The 14,813-nt window shown below is 54.6% G+C and carries 13 protein-coding genes and 4 pseudogenes; 12 read left to right on the forward strand and 5 right to left on the reverse strand.

What is annotated here, in order from left to right:
• The 3 genes and pseudogenes from ACN28Q_RS22585 to ACN28Q_RS22595 all read right to left on the reverse strand — a co-directional run.
• The gene (locus tag ACN28Q_RS22585; RefSeq protein ID WP_095848391.1) at positions 1 to 435 is read right to left on the reverse strand and encodes a hypothetical protein; all 435 of its coding nucleotides are present in this window, start codon (positions 433 to 435) and stop codon (positions 1 to 3) included.
• Positions 410 to 1,480, reverse strand: coding sequence for a hypothetical protein (locus ACN28Q_RS22590; RefSeq protein WP_131928991.1), 1,071 nt, complete (start codon positions 1,478 to 1,480; stop codon positions 410 to 412). Before ACN28Q_RS22590 ends, ACN28Q_RS22585 begins: the two co-directional genes overlap by 26 nt.
• A 396-nt stretch (positions 1,481 to 1,876) precedes the next feature.
• Positions 1,877 to 2,389, reverse strand: a pseudogene (locus ACN28Q_RS22595) (terminase gpP N-terminus-related DNA-binding protein); the annotation flags it as partial.
• Between the two features lie 160 nt (positions 2,390 to 2,549).
• On the opposite strand from ACN28Q_RS22595, the pseudogene ACN28Q_RS22600 reads away from it, so the two are divergent.
• From ACN28Q_RS22600 to ACN28Q_RS22610, 3 genes and pseudogenes are all read left to right on the forward strand, one after another.
• Positions 2,550 to 2,630, forward strand: a pseudogene (locus ACN28Q_RS22600) (GPO family capsid scaffolding protein); the annotation flags it as partial.
• A pseudogene (locus tag ACN28Q_RS22605) lies at positions 2,620 to 3,439 on the forward strand (contractile injection system protein, VgrG/Pvc8 family); the annotation flags it as partial. The pseudogenes ACN28Q_RS22600 and ACN28Q_RS22605, both read left to right, overlap by 11 nt.
• 88 nt (positions 3,440 to 3,527) lie before the next feature.
• Positions 3,528 to 3,746: a DNA-binding transcriptional regulator gene (locus ACN28Q_RS22610; protein WP_095848394.1), complete on the forward strand. Its 219-nt coding sequence runs from the start codon at positions 3,528 to 3,530 to the stop codon at positions 3,744 to 3,746.
• Positions 3,747 to 3,962: 216 nt separating this feature from the next.
• Here ACN28Q_RS22610 and chaA read toward each other — a convergent pair whose 3' ends face one another.
• Together chaA and ACN28Q_RS22620 are read right to left on the reverse strand one after the other, a co-directional pair.
• Positions 3,963 to 5,063, reverse strand: coding sequence for a sodium-potassium/proton antiporter ChaA (gene chaA / locus ACN28Q_RS22615; RefSeq protein ID WP_095848395.1), 1,101 nt, complete (start codon positions 5,061 to 5,063; stop codon positions 3,963 to 3,965).
• Between the two features lie 310 nt (positions 5,064 to 5,373).
• Positions 5,374 to 5,481, reverse strand: a pseudogene (locus tag ACN28Q_RS22620) (siderophore-interacting protein); the annotation flags it as partial.
• Between the two features lie 173 nt (positions 5,482 to 5,654).
• On the opposite strand from ACN28Q_RS22620, the gene chaB reads away from it, so the two are divergent.
• The 9 genes from chaB (at position 5,655) to ACN28Q_RS22665 (ending at position 14,757) form a co-directional block, all read left to right on the forward strand.
• On the forward strand, positions 5,655 to 5,882 hold the full coding sequence (gene chaB / locus ACN28Q_RS22625; RefSeq protein WP_095848396.1) for a putative cation transport regulator ChaB: 228 nt from the start codon (positions 5,655 to 5,657) through the stop codon (positions 5,880 to 5,882).
• A 319-nt stretch (positions 5,883 to 6,201) separates the two neighbouring features.
• Positions 6,202 to 6,897, forward strand: coding sequence for a gamma-glutamylcyclotransferase (locus ACN28Q_RS22630; RefSeq protein ID WP_095848397.1), 696 nt, complete (start codon positions 6,202 to 6,204; stop codon positions 6,895 to 6,897).
• A 291-nt stretch (positions 6,898 to 7,188) separates the two neighbouring features.
• Positions 7,189 to 8,142, forward strand: coding sequence for an HTH-type transcriptional regulator Cbl (gene cbl / locus ACN28Q_RS22635; protein WP_095848398.1), 954 nt, complete (start codon positions 7,189 to 7,191; stop codon positions 8,140 to 8,142).
• A 230-nt stretch (positions 8,143 to 8,372) separates the two neighbouring features.
• Complete coding sequence (locus ACN28Q_RS22640; protein ID WP_095848399.1) at positions 8,373 to 9,941, forward strand: ABC transporter substrate-binding protein; 1,569 nt, start codon at positions 8,373 to 8,375, stop codon at positions 9,939 to 9,941.
• Complete coding sequence (locus tag ACN28Q_RS22645; RefSeq protein ID WP_095848400.1) at positions 9,941 to 10,987, forward strand: ABC transporter permease; 1,047 nt, start codon at positions 9,941 to 9,943, stop codon at positions 10,985 to 10,987. The genes ACN28Q_RS22640 and ACN28Q_RS22645 overlap by 1 nt, the downstream gene beginning before the upstream one ends.
• Entirely contained in the window at positions 10,984 to 11,853 is an 870-nt protein-coding gene (locus tag ACN28Q_RS22650; RefSeq protein ID WP_095848401.1) for an ABC transporter permease, read from the forward strand. The genes ACN28Q_RS22645 and ACN28Q_RS22650 overlap by 4 nt, the downstream gene beginning before the upstream one ends.
• Complete coding sequence (locus ACN28Q_RS22655) at positions 11,843 to 12,685, forward strand: ABC transporter ATP-binding protein (protein ID WP_095848402.1); 843 nt, start codon at positions 11,843 to 11,845, stop codon at positions 12,683 to 12,685. Before ACN28Q_RS22650 ends, ACN28Q_RS22655 begins: the two co-directional genes overlap by 11 nt.
• The gene (locus tag ACN28Q_RS22660) at positions 12,682 to 13,365 is read left to right on the forward strand and encodes an ABC transporter ATP-binding protein (RefSeq protein WP_095848403.1); all 684 of its coding nucleotides are present in this window, start codon (positions 12,682 to 12,684) and stop codon (positions 13,363 to 13,365) included. Before ACN28Q_RS22655 ends, ACN28Q_RS22660 begins: the two co-directional genes overlap by 4 nt.
• Positions 13,366 to 13,494: 129 nt before the next feature.
• On the forward strand, positions 13,495 to 14,757 hold the full coding sequence (locus ACN28Q_RS22665) for a nitrate regulatory protein (RefSeq protein ID WP_095848404.1): 1,263 nt from the start codon (positions 13,495 to 13,497) through the stop codon (positions 14,755 to 14,757).
• Positions 14,758 to 14,813: the final 56 nt, after the last annotated feature.

The raw sequence follows: 14,813 nt of genomic DNA on the forward strand, positions 1-14,813 counted from the left end.
TTAATCCAAATTTATCAAACAATAAAATGAAAGGTATTTTGGATTGAAATCTTCGAGCTCTACACCATTTATATCAACAGGTTCTTGGTTGTTTAATATATAATTATTATATTCCTCGAAAGGAATTTCAATATACTGCCTATCTTCTTGCTCGTAGCAATATTTTATATCGAAAAACTTTGAGCCTCCACCACTAAAAAATTGAACCACTTTCAATAAATCATCGTTATTGGTGGTTTTAATTGCTTGACGCAACAATGGTATTGTATAAATTTCCTTGTGGGTGTGATTCTCGATATATTCAAGGAGATTATAGTAAAATCGTTGAGAATCCTCAGTAATAAAAACTGAAGAATCACAAAGATCTTTTACTAACTCTCTTTGTTTTATGATCATTGAGCGCATTCTATCATTTCGCTCTAGTGAGGATATCATTTATCACTCCATAATGTGCCTGATGATCCGCTGTCTGGGTGAAGTAAAATCCTCCACAAAACTTGTTAACAGCCCAATCAATTTTGCTAGGTTCGAAACCAATTTCGTTTGAAACGATCTCTTTCTGCAGTTTACTATCGAGTCTTACAGCAACACCAGAAACTTTTAAATTTAATGAGTTAGTTGATCCGCTTTGTGTTTTAGATACTACTTCTCGATAACGAGCATCATAGCTAGGGTCATTTCTACATCGAAGCACCGCATCTTCATCGCCATTGGGGTCAAGAAAATCGACCTGAACTAAACGTCCATAACTTTTATCATTATAAATATTAGAAATTGCATTGTAGAAATTAACAGTATCAAGATTAAGATTAATATTTAACTCAACCATCAATTCAAGGAGTTTATTTCTCAACTCGCCCATTGCTTTATCTGCAGATCTTTTCCCGAGCGACTTATCAACTCTATATTCAATTCGGCTTAGATCATTTGGAATAAATACGGTGTTGAAGTATTGTTCTGGATATTGATTACTACGAAGCTTACTGCGGCCATTTATTGTTCTTAATATTACATAAGAATAAATAATGGCTTTTCCATCGCCCATATCTTCAATTGAAGTGATGAAGTGGCCAGAGATAGGTGGTAGACCATTACCATCCTCTAATTTGGTCGGGAATACGGATTGAAAGGTTGGGTCGAAGTTGTTATATCCTGTAATCGTTGGAATGAGATGTAAATCGCCACCTTTGATATAATCTATAGAATAATAATGATTGGCTGCCGTTATTATTTTTAATGTAATTAATCGTAAGTTTGAATAATTAGCAGGCGTGCCTTGTTTTGTTGGGTCACTTAGCGTTTTTCTTAAGTTTTCTAATGTACTTGCCCATCTGGTTGTCACATCAAAGCCATGTCGGCCACCTACACGACGAAAATATGCTAACTCCGTAGTTTGCTCTAGTCCTTTCAATAAGTTATCAATCTCAACTACAGGTACGGATGCTGTCACGGGCGTGTTAAGAACTTGCTGAGTACTCATTTTGTGTAGTTCCTTTTTGAACAAAATCAAACAAACCATTTAAGGTATAAAAAGAAGCTCAAAGATGACTCTATTTTTTATCATTAAATGTAATAAAGTCCACGCATAAATTTGCATTTTTTTGCATTTCTCTATTGGGTTTTCATTCTTTGATTTGAACCATGGCTGGCAAGGCTGCGAGTGAAGCAAGCAACTGCATGAAAATCGACACATGAAGCGGGCAGGCGTGGCGGGGATAGCATTGCGCGCAGGCACGTATTTAATTATCAGAATTGACGGCGTCAGCGCGTCGTGATGGTGTTTTGACATTCTGTTTTGATTCGCGGGTGCGTGTGGTGGAGTGGGCCGAGGTGGGCGTCTGAGGGCGTTTTGGGGTGGGTATGAAAAGGCCGCCAATGAGGCTAACACCGATCGGTTAAGCAAAATGATCGGTTGCGCGAGTCCGGCTTTGTGCCAGCCAAGCTGATAATCGAAAGACTCGTCGTAAAAAATATCCTCAAGCTTTGCGATAGCCTCATCGCTGAAATAGTTCTTTGTCGGCTTTTTGCGCTCGCCTTTGTTGGGGTTGGCAACGTTGGGATTAAGGTCGGCTTCGTTGCCGGAATTCATGTAGCGCCTGACGCGCGCAAGTCGCTCAATCTGGCGGCCTAACAGGTCAATTTCTTTGTAGTCGCTGCCCTCTTTTTTTGTCTTGAGAACGAGCTGCACCATTCGCGCCTCGATGCTGGACTCCACACGGGAGATCGGCGCGATATCGTCCCATTTTTCCCGCTGTTTCCAGCTTTGCACCGTGGGTGCTTTCTGCTTCAACATTTCCGCGATTTGCTTCACGGAGAAACCTTGCCAGTTCAGCAACGCGGCCTGTCGGCGCGGGTCGCTGAGTAGCGAGGTGTCGGTCTGGATTTGCATGATATGCCCTCGTGTGGATGACGAGGGCAAGGCTACGCAAGCCACGACGGCCGCGCGCTAAGGTGCTGTTGTCTGGGGGGATAGTCCGTCGGCAGTCGCTGGCCGTGAGGGTGGTCAGTCGGGAAACTAGCCCGACCTTAACCACTCAGGACAATGGCTCATGGCAAAGAAAGTATCTAAATGGTTTCGCATTGGCGTCGAGGGCGACACCTGTGACAACCGCGTAATTGACGGTGACGATTCGCGCCCGCTCCGCTGATTTTCGTGGTTCGCTCAATGCCCGCCGGGAGGAGTCTTACCACGACACAACGCTAAGCGCGGTGATTAGCAAGATTGCCGAGCGAAACAAGCTGTCGGCAATTGTCGCGAAAGGATTGGCCGAGATTAAAGTCCCGCATATCGACCAGTCGCAGGAGTCTGACGCCAAGTTCCTGACGCGCCTCGTCACCCGTAACGGCGCGGAGGTGTCGATAAAAGCCGGGAGGCTGTTATTTATCAGGGCCGGGAATGGTGTGACCGCCAGCGGCAAGCCAATACCGCAGATGACTATTGAGCGTCGCGACAGTGACGGGCATCAGTTTGCCATTGCAGACCGGGCGGCCTATACCGGCGTCACGGCCAAATGGCTGCACACCAAAGACCCTAAGCCGCAAAAGCAGCACGTAAAACCCAAGCGTAAACCGAAGCCGCAGCACCTGCGCGCGTTGCAACATCCAAAGGCAAAACCGGTTGCTGCCAAGAAAGCGGCGACCAAGCCGAAAGAGGAGCGTGAAGGGGAATACATGACCGGCGAGGCCGATAATGTGTTTGCTATCACCACAGTCTACGCCAGCAAGGCACAGGCGATGCGTGCAGCACTGGCGAAGTGGGATAAGTTACAACGTGGTGTTGCGGAGTTTTCTATCAATCTTGCCATGGGGCGCGCGGATTTATTTCCAGAAACGCCGGTAGCAGTGAGGGGGTTTAAGCACGTCATAGACGAGCAGGCGTGGACAATCACTAGAACTTGAGGTTAAGCTTTTAGATGTGGAGTACGAAGAGGAAAATTAGCAAGGCTGGTTTGTTAGTAATTAATTGATATTAAAGTAAAAAAGACTAAAATAACTTTATCAATATTGAATGGTTGAGGTGATAAATTATGTTTCATTGCAATATCTGCGGAACTGCTGCACATGCTCGTTCAAGTCGTTATCTCAGTGAGAATACCAAAGAACGTTATCACCAGTGTCAGAACATCAACTGCAGTCATACATTTGTCACCATGGAAACAATTGGACGCACCATTATGAAACCCGGCCATGTGGTGCCGGTGTTACCTCACCCGACACATTACGGTCAGCAAAGCATGTTGATGTAGCTAAAACGAAGAATCCCCGGAAAACCGGGGATTTTTTTTCGAAGTGTGGTCAATGCGTGGACACGCTTAGAAATAAATCCTTTTATTTCAAATGACTAATGTATCTTTGCTAGGCCGCTGCGGCGGCCTTTTTCCTGGCCGTTATTCAGGCATAAAAAATGCCAGCCGGCAATGAACCGGCTGGCATACGTTCATTGGCCCCCAGGGCGCTTTCGATCAGGCGAAAATCGTCATCATATAGGCGGCAAACAGCGCCAGGTGCGCGGTGCCGTTCAACACGTTGGTGCGGCCGGTGGAGAATGAAATGTGGCACAGCATCAGCACGGCCAGCATCACCACCATATGCGGCGCCTGCATGCCGAAAATCAGCGTCTGGCCGGTCAGCGTGGCGATGATGGTCACCGCCGGTACGGTCAGTGAGATGGTGGCCAGCACCGAGCCGAAGAACAGGTTCATGGCGCGTTGCACCTGGTTGTTCAGCACGGCGCGCAATGCGCCCAGCCCTTCAGGCGACAGGATCAGCAACGCCACCAGGAAGCCGGTGAACTGCGCCGGCGCATTCAATTTGGTCAGCAGGCCTTCCAGAGGGCCGGCGTTGAACTTGGTTACCGCGATAACCGCAACCAGATGCACAACCAGCCACGCGGCGTGCCAGGTGTTGCTGTGGGACGAAGGCTTGCCATGGTGCGGATCGCCATCGTCGTCTTCATGTTCATAAACGAACAGGCTTTGGTGCGTTTTGGTTTGAATGATTAAAAACACGCCGTACATGGCAGCGGAAATTGCCGCCACCAACAGCGCCTGGGCCGTGTTGAAATTGCCGCCGGGCAGGGCGCTTGGCAGCACCAGCACGATCACCGCCAGTGGGAAGATGGCCATCAGGTACTGTTTGATGCCGCTCAGGTTAACGTGCTGGGTGGCGAACTTGCGCCCGCCCAGCAGCAGGGCAAAGCCCACCAGGCCGCCGGTCACGATCATAATGATGGAGTAGAGCGTATCGCGCATCAGCGCCGGCGCGGCGTCGCCGGTGGCCATCAGGGCAGAAATCAGGCTGACTTCCAAAATGACTACGGATAGGCTGAGAATCAGTGAACCATAGGGTTCGCCCAGGCGATGGGCGAGCACGTCGGCATGGCGAACCACGCTGAAGGCGCTGCTGAGGATACCGATCAGGGCAAGAATATTGATGCCGACAATCAATGGCATATTAGCGGTAGTGCCCCAAATGCTCAGAACCGCCAGCGCCACAACCGGGAATATCAGTGAAATTTCGCTGTGGCGGGATTTTGAGCGCTCGGTATCGTGTTGTGACTGCATTGTTGTGCTTCTCCTTCTCAAACCGCGTGGCTCCGTCATCGCAGAATGCCGGTTAACAGGCGGCTCTGCGCGTTCAGAAAGTGATTGATAATAGGATACACCCTGTGTGCCGTGCCGGGTTAAAGATGTGATGTTGTTTTAACTTGAAAAAGCAATCACTTGCTTTATGTGACTAGGTTAACAAAAAAAACGCAACTGATGCGGTTTTATTTACCTACTTTTACGAACATAAACACTTTTCTAACATCAATGGCATGAAAAAGTGACTAATAGCGATAATTAGCCAGCTGGCTAACGCCGTATCGGCCGGTCAACTATCGATATGGTCCCCGATTTGGCGCCGTTTTTGATGATAATTCTCTTTATTTAACCCCTCTCGCCAGTAAGGAATCACATACTGCTGATTACGGTTGCACTTTGATCATGCCGCTGGCAGCAGCGTGATATTATGAATAGTTTTTACTTCAACCAACCAGGTGTGTAAGGAGGTAATCTTTTTTATCACCGTTATTAACAATGAGAATTATTTACAATTTGAAGGCGGGCAATGTGGCATCTAGAATCAGAAGATGTCGAGAAAAGGGGAATATCATGCCGTATAAAAATAAAAGCGCATTGCCGGAAAATGTAAAAAACGTTTTGCCTGAACATGCGCAAGAAATCTATAAAGAGGCGTTTAACAGCGCCTGGGATGAGTATAAAGATGCAGAAGACCGGCGCGGTGATGATTCGCGTGAAACCACGGCGCATAAGGTTGCCTGGGCGGCGGTAAAACAGATTTATCGCAAAGGGAGTGATGATCGCTGGCATAAAAAGTGAGGGTAGAGCCCGAATGCGGTGCGGAATAATCTTATTATCATTGGGTTCCTGCTTTTTTAACCGAAACCTTCCGGGATGCTTGATCGCCACGCCGGAAAAGAATAATGTCATTTACATTATGGTGCCGCTATATAAATAAATATACGCGCGCCAAATTATCGAAGGGTTAACGATTTGAGTTGTATACCCTGCAAATTCAAGCCGCAGGATAACGCGTTTTGAATCGTGCTGACGCTGGCCCAACGCATGGGGCAACGTGAGGCATGAAGGGTGTTTAGGAGAAATAGGGCAAACCGGTTTCTCAGGAGGTGGTAAACAGGTGTTAACGCGAGATTTTCTGAAAAAAGCAGATTGTAAAACGGCGTTCGGTACCATTGATGACGCGCTGTTGCTGACAACAGAACAGCGTTTGGCCTCGTTGGATTGTACATTGTCACGTCGTCCTGATAACAGCCCGGTCTGGATCTTTGGCTATGGCTCGCTGATGTGGAACCCTCTGTTTGAAGCAGAAGAGGTGCGGCGCGCCACCCTGCAAGGTTGGCACCGTGCTTTCTGTTTGCGGCTGACGGCCGGGCGCGGCACGCTGCACCGGCCGGGCCGTATGCTGGCACTTAAGGAAGGGGGCTGCACCACCGGCCTGGCGTTTCGTCTGCCGGAAGCAACGCTGCGTGAAGAGCTGGAACTGCTGTGGAAGCGCGAAATGCTCACCGGCTGTTACCTGCCCACCTGGTGCGATTTGTCGCTGGAAGACGGGCAGGTGGTGACGGCGCTGGTTTTTGTGATGAACCCGCAGCACCCGTTGTTTGAAGAAGATGTGCGCCACCAGGTCATCGCCCCGCTAATCGCGCGTGCCAGCGGCCCGCTCGGCACCAATGCGCAATACCTTTTTGCGCTGGAAAGCGAATTGAAAAACCAGGGGATGAAGGACGATTGCATCGTCGAACTGGTTAACTATGTTCGCCAGTGGCTGCAGGACAATACTGCTGGTCAGTTAGGCGGCGAGGCAACGGCGTAAACGGCGCAGGGGGCGTGTTGCCCCCCAATAAGCCAACGGTTGGTTATATCCGTTCCCTATAAATAATAACTTTTCAGGCGAGTGTATTTTTATCCCTCCTTTCCCTGGTGTTATTTATCCTATTAATTCTTAACACGATTCATTCTTTTCTGCGCGGCGTGTATTTAGGCAGCGCGCGGTAAATCCCCACTTAGCATAAAAAAGCATAAGTAAATAGTATTTCTTATTTGTTAGCACGGTAATGACTACGTATCAATATTGCTAACGGTTTTGTAAGGCAAGGGGGGGAGTATGAACTTTCAACAATTAAAAATTATCCGCGAATCGGCACGCTGCAACTACAACCTGACGGAAGTGGCCAATACCTTATTTACTTCGCAATCCGGTGTCAGCCGCCATATTCGCGAACTGGAAGAAGAACTGGGTATTGAAATATTTATCCGGCGCGGCAAACGGCTATTAGGCATGACCGAGCCGGGGAAAGAGTTACTGGTGGTGGCGGAGCGTATCCTCAACGACGCCAATAACATCCGCCGCCTGGCTAACGTGTTCAGCAGCGAGGACGGTGGCCAACTGCATATCGCCACTACCCACACCCAGGCGCGCTACAGCCTGCCGGGGGTGATTAAGGAATTCCGCGCGCTGTACCCGCGCGTGCGCGTGGTGTTGAACCAGGGCAGCCCGGAAGAGATCGTTTCCATGCTGGCCGCCGGGGAAGCCGACATCGGCATCGCCAGCGAGCGGTTAATGAATGCCGAGGCGCTGGCCGCGTTCCCTTACTACCGCTGGCACCATGCCATTCTGGTGCCGGAAGGGCATGAACTGACCAGACAGCCGCAGGTGACGCTGGAAATGCTTAGCACGCTGCCGCTGATCACCTACCGCCAAGGCATCACCGGCCGTTCGCGACTTGATGCCGCATTCAAGGCAGCGGGCCTGACGCCGGACATTGCGCTCAGCGCCCAGGATTCCGACGTGATTAAAACCTATGTCGAGCTGGGGCTGGGTGTGGGCGTGCTGGCGGACATGTCGTATGAAAAAGAGCGCGATACCGGCCTGGTCTGCATTAATGCGGAGCACCTGTTTGAGCCCAACACCGTCTGGCTCGGGGTAAAACGCGGCCAGTTACAGCGTAACTTCGCCTGGCGTTTTATCCAGCTGTGCAACCCGACCCTGACGCTCACCGAGATCAAGGATCAGGTCTTTTCCTCTTCGATTGAGTCGGCGATCGACTACCAAATCTAACCCCTTGGCGGTGGTGATGCCGGGTGCCAACCTGGCATATTTCCGGGCCATATGGCCCGGCAAAACCACGCCCTGGCGGCTTTTTCGCCATAAATAATCCATATTATAATCAAAATCATTTTCATATTCTTTCTGGGAATATATTTAGTTGTTAATAGACTTTCGCATACCTATAGTGCTCGCCTAGACTCGCGAAATTATATAAATTCCATTTGGTTGGAGCGTTTTTGATGAAAGTCTTTATCCCATCCCTGGTGTTTTTGGCAATGGCATCCAGTTTTTCGCTACAGGCGGCAACGCCGGCCAATGCGTTGGTGGTGGCACAGTCGATTGATGACGCCATCAGCTTTGATCCGGCGCAGGGTTCTGAACTGACCACCATCCAGGCCATCAATAATCTGTATCAGCGCCTGGTGCAGTCCGATCCGCATAACCCGGTCGATCTCAAGCCAACGCTGGCCAGCCACTGGCAAACGGGCAGCGATAACCGCAGCCTGACCTTTACCTTGCGCCCCGGCGCCACCTTCGCCAGCGGCAACCCGCTGCGCCCGGAAGATGTGATTTTCTCACTGTCGCGGGTGGTGAAACTCAACCTGGAGCCTGCGTTTATCCTCACCCAGTTGGGCTGGAATGCGCAGAATATTGATGGCCTGATCGCCAAAGTCGACGATCACACGGTGAAAGTGAGCTGGACCGCGAACGTTAGCCCGCTGTTTGTGCTAAGCCTGCTTTCGGCGCCGGTGTCTTCCATCGTCGATGCCAAAGAGGCGTTGGCGCATCAGCAGGGGAGCGATCTGGGCAATCAATGGTTGAGCGGCCATTCCGCCGGTAGCGGCCCGTATAAAATCCAAAACTATGTGCCGCATGAAGTGGTGGTGCTGGCGGCCAACCCCAGCTCGCCGGAAGGCGCGCCCAAGCTGAAAACCGTGCTGATCAAAAACGTGCCGGATCCGGCGGCGCGCCGCCTGTTGCTGGAGCAGGGAGATGCCGATATGGCGCGCAACCTGGGCGCCGATCAGATGGCGGCGCTGGCCAACAAGCCGGGCGTTAAGGCGCTGGCGATTCCATATGCTTCACTGTATTTCCTGCAGTTCAACGCCAAGGCCTCGCCGGCGTTGGGCAACCCGGCGTTTTGGGAAGCGGCGCGCTGGCTGTTTGACTATAACGGCATCGCTAACGATCTGTTAAAAGGCCAGTTCCAGAGCCATCAGGCATTCCTGCCCAATGGCTATCCGGGCGCGCTGACAGACCAGCCCTACAGCTACAACCCGCAAAAGGCCAAACAGATCCTGGCGAAGGCCGGTTTGAACAACGTCAGCTTCCGGCTGGATGTGAACAACCAGCCGCCGTACCTGGATATCGCCCAGGCGCTGCAGGCCAGCTTCGCGCAGGCCGGCGTGAAGGTGGAACTGGTGCCCGGTATCAGCTCGCAGGTATCGACCAAGGTCAGATCGCATCAATATGAAGCCACTCTGACCTCGTGGGGCCCGGATTACTTTGATCCGAATACCAATGCCGCCGCTTTTGCCTATAACCCGGAAGATGGCAGCAAGACCCTGGCCTGGCGCGCCAACTGGCAGATCCCAGAACTGAATAAGCTGACGCTGGCGGCGATTGCGGAAAGCGACGGCGCCAAACGCACGGCGGATTATCAGGCGCTGCAAAAATCGGTACAGCAGAGCTCACCGTTTGTGATTGGCCTGCAGGCGCGCAGCCTGATTGCCGTGCGCGATAACCTGAAAGGCTATGTGCAGGGCATTAACCCTGACATGGTGTTCTACAGCCAGGTCAGCAAATAATGGCGCTGGGTTTGACCGCCCGCGCCCGACAACGCTGGCGCTGGGCGCAGCGGCTGCTGGGGGGCGCGGCTTCCCTGGTGTTGACGCTGCTGGGTCTGTTGCTGTTCACCTTTATGCTTTCGCACCTGGCGCCGATCGATCCGGCGTTGCAGATCGCCGGCGATCACGCCAGTGAAGCCATCTATGCGCAGGTGCGCCACGATCTGGGGCTGGATCAACCGCTGCCGGTGCAGTTCTGGCGCTACCTGGTGTATTTGGCCCACGGCGACATGGGCATTTCGCGCACCACCGGCCAGCCGGTGCTGAGCGATTTGTTGCGCACCTTCCCGGCGACGGTGGAGTTGGCGACCTGTGCCATCATCCTGGGGGCGCTGTGCGGCATCACGCTGGCGCTGCTGGCGGTGTACAAACCGGGGAGTTTGCTGGACAACGCCGCCCGCCTGGTTTCGCTGCTGGGCTATTCGGTGCCGATTTTCTGGCTGAGCCTGCTTGGCATGCTGCTGTTCTACGCCACGCTGCACTGGTCGGCGGGGCCGGGGCGGTTGGACGATATCTACCTTTACACCATGGAATCGCGTACGGGGTTTATCCTGATTGATGCCTGGCTTTCCGGCGATCGCGAGATCTTTTACAACGCGCTGATGCACCTGTGGCTACCGGTGGTGGCGCTGGCGCTGCTGTCGATGGCCGGCATTACCCGGCTGCTGCGCGCCGCGATGCTGGAAGAGTGCAACAAGGAGTACGTTACGCTGGCGCGCGCCAAAGGGGCCTGCCGGGTACGGATCTTACTGCGTCACGTATTCCCCAACGTGCTCGGCACCCTGATCACCGTACTCACGCTGTCTTATGCCAGCCTGCTGGAAGGCGCGGTGCTGACCGAAACCGTGTTCGCCTGGCCGGGCGTGGGGCGCTATTTGACCAATGCGCTGTTCGCCGCCGATACGCCGGCGATTCTTGGGGCAACGTTGTTGATCGGCACCTGTTTCGTGTTGCTGAACGCGCTGGCGGATGCTTTAACCTATGCCGTGGATCCCAGAACCCGATGAGCCAATATTTATCTGAACATGAACCGCAGAACGAACCCGCGCCGGGCGCCTTCGCGCGTCGGCGCATCACCACGCTGGCGGTGGGCGGCGCGCTGGTGGCCGTTCTGCTGCTGACGGCGCTGTTGGCGCCCTGGCTGGCGCCGTTCGATCCGAACATTCAACACATTGAGCTGCGCCTGCTGGCGCCATCGGCGCAGCACTGGCTGGGCACCGATGGCTTTGGCCGTGATTTGCTCTCGCGCGTGATCTACGGCGCGCGGCCCACGCTGATTCTGGTGGCGCTGATCCTGCTGCTGACGATCCCTATCGGGCTGGTGGTGGGGATTTGCGCCGGTTATCTCGGCGGTTGGGTCGAGCGCGTGCTGATGCGTATTACCGATATTTTCCTGTCGCTGCCGAGTTTGGTGATCGCGCTGGCGTTCGTCGCCGTGCTGGGGCCGGGGCTGATGAACGGCGCTCTGGCGCTGGCGCTGACCAGTTGGCCTTCCTTTGCGCGCCAGGCGCGGGCGGAAACGCTGGCGCTGCGCCGCAGCGACTATCTGGCGGCGGCGCGTATGCAGGGGATCAACGGCCTGCGGCTGATGGCCGGGCATATTCTGCCGCTCTGTTTGCCCAGCGCCGTGGTGCGCGCGGCACTGAGCCTGGGGGGCATCATTCTTTCCGCCGCCGGCTTGGGTTTCCTTGGCATGGGCGTGCAACCGCCTACCGCCGAGTGGGGCTCAATGGTGGCGGAAGGCAGCAAAGTGATTTTTGACCAATGGTGGGTGGCCGCCGCCCCCGGCGGCGCAATACTGTTCGCCAGCCTGGCATTTAACCTGCTGGGCGATGGCCTGCGCGACAAAATGGATCCACGCCATGCAAACTGATAACACATTATTGGCCGTTGAGCGCCTTTCGGTGCGGCTGCGCGCCGCCCAACCGGTTGAACTGGTGAAGGGGATTTCGTTCAGCATGGGCCAGGAGCGCCTGGCGCTGGTGGGGGAATCCGGTTCCGGCAAGTCGCTGACGGCGCGCGCGCTGATGGGGCTGTTGCCGCCGTCGTTGTCGCTGCAGGCGCAGCGGTTGGCGCTGGCCAGCAACGATCTTATCAGGCTCGGCGAGCGCCAGTGGAACCGGCTGCGCGGCCAGCAGGTGGCGATGGTGCTGCAGGACCCGAAATACGCATTGAACCCGGCGCGGCCGATTGGCTGGCAGGTGGAAGAGCCGCTGCGTTTACACAGCCGGCTGGGGCGCGCCGCGCGCCGCGGAAAGGTGCTGGATATGCTGGCGGCGGTCGGGCTGCCGGATCCGCGCGGGCTGAGCCAGCGCTACCCACATCAGTTGTCCGGCGGTATGGGGCAGCGGGTGATGCTGGCGATCGCGTTGATTAACGATCCGCAACTGTTGATTGCGGATGAGCCGACCTCCGCGTTGGATCACCAAATGCGTGAGCAGGTGCTGCAACTGATAGAAAAGCTGGTGGAACAGCGCAACATGGGGCTGATCCTGATCAGCCACGATTTGCAACAGGTGGCGCAATACTGTGAACGGGTGTTGGTGATGTACAAAGGCGACATTCTGGATCAACTGCCGGCAAATCAACTGGCGCACGCCGCGCACCCTTATACCCGCACGCTGTGGTCCTGCCGGCCAAGCCGGGCCACGCACGGCCAGCGGCTGCCGGTGCTGGATCGCTCCCTGCTGGAGGCGTTGAAATGAGCGTGATTGCACTGGAAAACCTGAGCGTGAGCCATCGCCAGGGCGATGAACTACGCACCGTGGTGCATGGCGTTAGCCTAAAGGTGGAACAGGGGGAGTGCTTCGGCCTGGTGGGGCCTTCCGGCTGCGGCAAATCATCGCTGTTGTGGGTGCTGGCCGGGCTGAACGGCAACTGGCAGGGGCGATTCCAACTGCTGGGACATGATCTGAGGCCGGGCCAGGCGTTTACCGGCCCGCTGCGGCGCGAGGTGCAGATGGTGTTCCAGGATCCTTACGCCTCGCTGCATCCCAAGCATACGCTGCTGCGCACATTGGCGGAGCCGCTAAAATTACTGCGGGAGGCGAATATCGAACAACAGATCGCCGAGGGGTTCCGGCGCGTGGGGCTTGATCCGCGTTTGATGGCGCGTTACCCGCACCAGCTTTCCGGCGGCCAGCGCCAGCGGGTGGCTATCGTGCGCGCCCTGTTGCTCAAGCCCAAACTGTTGTTGCTGGATGAGCCAACCTCTGCGCTGGATATGTCGGTGCAAGCCGAGATCCTCAATCTGCTTAATGATTTGAAACAGGCGGGCGACCTGACCATGGTGTTGGTCAGCCACGATGCGGATGTGATCGACCATATGTGCGATCGCGCGGTGACGATGGCGCAGGGGCGGCTGGTGCGCGAAAGCGTCAACTGAGCGTTTCTTTCCCGGGCGCGTTCAGCGTGCCCGCACAATCCCGTGGCCCCGTTTCTTTGCCTGGCCGTGCCGTACCGGCGGCACAGTTCTTGCAGGAATCAGGCTATTTGACGCAATGGAAATCGCCTGATGAGCCGTAACCCTGCTTTCCCACCCAGCGCCAGTGATTTTCTGCTGGCGTCTAAGCGTTGTGAAATTACCGTGCTGCAACAGTTGTTGCAGATGGGGAAACTGGTTGGCGGCGTGAGCCAACTGATCCACGTGTTGCAGCGCGAACGCGGCACCATCAATATTTATCTGTGTTCGCGCGGTGCGCTGTACGGCGAGCAACTGGCGGGCAGAATGCAACAGGTGCAGCAGGCGGAGTTGGTGGTCCAGCGTCAGTTGGCGCGCCTGGATGCTTCCGCTGCCCCGCTGGCCGGTGCCAGTCGCCTGTTCAGCCGCATCGCCTGGGCGCTGCACAACCTGACGCTGTTGCCGATACTGCGCCAGCGGGTCCAGAACCTGCAGGTTAACCACCCAGAAACGATGAACACCTTCAACGAGATAATCCGCAGCCTGTTGGCGCTGGTGTTCGAAGCTGCCGACGCCTGTGCTGAACCGGGCATGGCGCGCCAACTGATCGCGATGTTCAGTTTTATGCAGGGCAAGGAATTGGCGGGGCAGGAACGTGCCATCGGCTCGGCGGGGTTTGCCGCGCAACACTTCAGCGATGATGACCAGCGCCAACTGTTGCTGCTTATTGAAGGGCAGGAGCGCTGCTTCCAGACTTTCAGCGAATTTGCCGACGCCGGCTCGCTGGGCGTCTGGCAGAAGATGCTGCAGCAGCAGGATGGCGAATTCGAGCGCCTGCGGCGCGTGGCCTGCACGCAAAAACAGTTCAGCGGCGGCAAGGATATCAGCCTGCGCTGGTTTGACATTACCACTGCACGCATTGATGGCATGAAGCAGGTTGAAGATCGGCTGGAAGACGCGTTGATGGCCAGTTGCCGTGCCAGTCTGGCGGCCGCCAATGAGGCGTTGGCGAATGAAATCTATGCGCCGCAGGCGCTGGCGGAAAGCTATGCGGTGTTTGTGGCCGATCCGCTGGGTGAAGGGGAAACGCTGACCAGCGATGGTATCAGCCCGCGGCTGGGGCGTTCGATGATGGAGCTGATTCAACAGCAGTCGCAGCGCTTGCAGGTTCTCTCGGAGGAACTGACGGCGGCGCGGGCGTCGCTACGCGAAAGGCGGGAGATTGAGCGCGCCAAAGGGCTGCTGATCCAGCACCGTGGCCTGTCTGAAGAAGATGCCTACAAACTGCTGCGTAAAATGGCGATGAACCAAAATAAACGGCTGATCGACATTGCCCAGGCGATGCTGGCAGTGGCCGATATTTTACCGGAGAAATAGCACTACTCCTTACTGGGTATATGCACATAGTAAGTGCAGGTAATGCCTCTCGGTTG

It is taken from the genome of Gibbsiella quercinecans, assembly GCF_002291425.1.
In the GTDB taxonomy this organism is placed as follows: Bacteria; Pseudomonadota; Gammaproteobacteria; order Enterobacterales; family Enterobacteriaceae; genus Gibbsiella; species Gibbsiella quercinecans.

Coding starts and splice junctions, on each gene's coding strand:
- ACN28Q_RS22585 (WP_095848391.1), bottom strand. CDS start 435: ATGATATCCTCACTAGAGCGAAATGATAGAATGCGCTCAATGATCATA.
- ACN28Q_RS22590 (WP_131928991.1), bottom strand. CDS start 1,480: ATGAGTACTCAGCAAGTTCTTAACACGCCCGTGACAGCATCCGTACCT.
- ACN28Q_RS22610 (WP_095848394.1), top strand. CDS start 3,528: ATGTTTCATTGCAATATCTGCGGAACTGCTGCACATGCTCGTTCAAGT.
- chaA (WP_095848395.1), bottom strand. CDS start 5,063: ATGCAGTCACAACACGATACCGAGCGCTCAAAATCCCGCCACAGCGAA.
- chaB (WP_095848396.1), top strand. CDS start 5,655: ATGCCGTATAAAAATAAAAGCGCATTGCCGGAAAATGTAAAAAACGTT.
- cbl (WP_095848398.1), top strand. CDS start 7,189: ATGAACTTTCAACAATTAAAAATTATCCGCGAATCGGCACGCTGCAAC.
- ACN28Q_RS22640 (WP_095848399.1), top strand. CDS start 8,373: ATGAAAGTCTTTATCCCATCCCTGGTGTTTTTGGCAATGGCATCCAGT.
- ACN28Q_RS22645 (WP_095848400.1), top strand. CDS start 9,941: ATGGCGCTGGGTTTGACCGCCCGCGCCCGACAACGCTGGCGCTGGGCG.
- ACN28Q_RS22650 (WP_095848401.1), top strand. CDS start 10,984: ATGAGCCAATATTTATCTGAACATGAACCGCAGAACGAACCCGCGCCG.
- ACN28Q_RS22655 (WP_095848402.1), top strand. CDS start 11,843: ATGCAAACTGATAACACATTATTGGCCGTTGAGCGCCTTTCGGTGCGG.
- ACN28Q_RS22660 (WP_095848403.1), top strand. CDS start 12,682: ATGAGCGTGATTGCACTGGAAAACCTGAGCGTGAGCCATCGCCAGGGC.
- ACN28Q_RS22665 (WP_095848404.1), top strand. CDS start 13,495: ATGAGCCGTAACCCTGCTTTCCCACCCAGCGCCAGTGATTTTCTGCTG.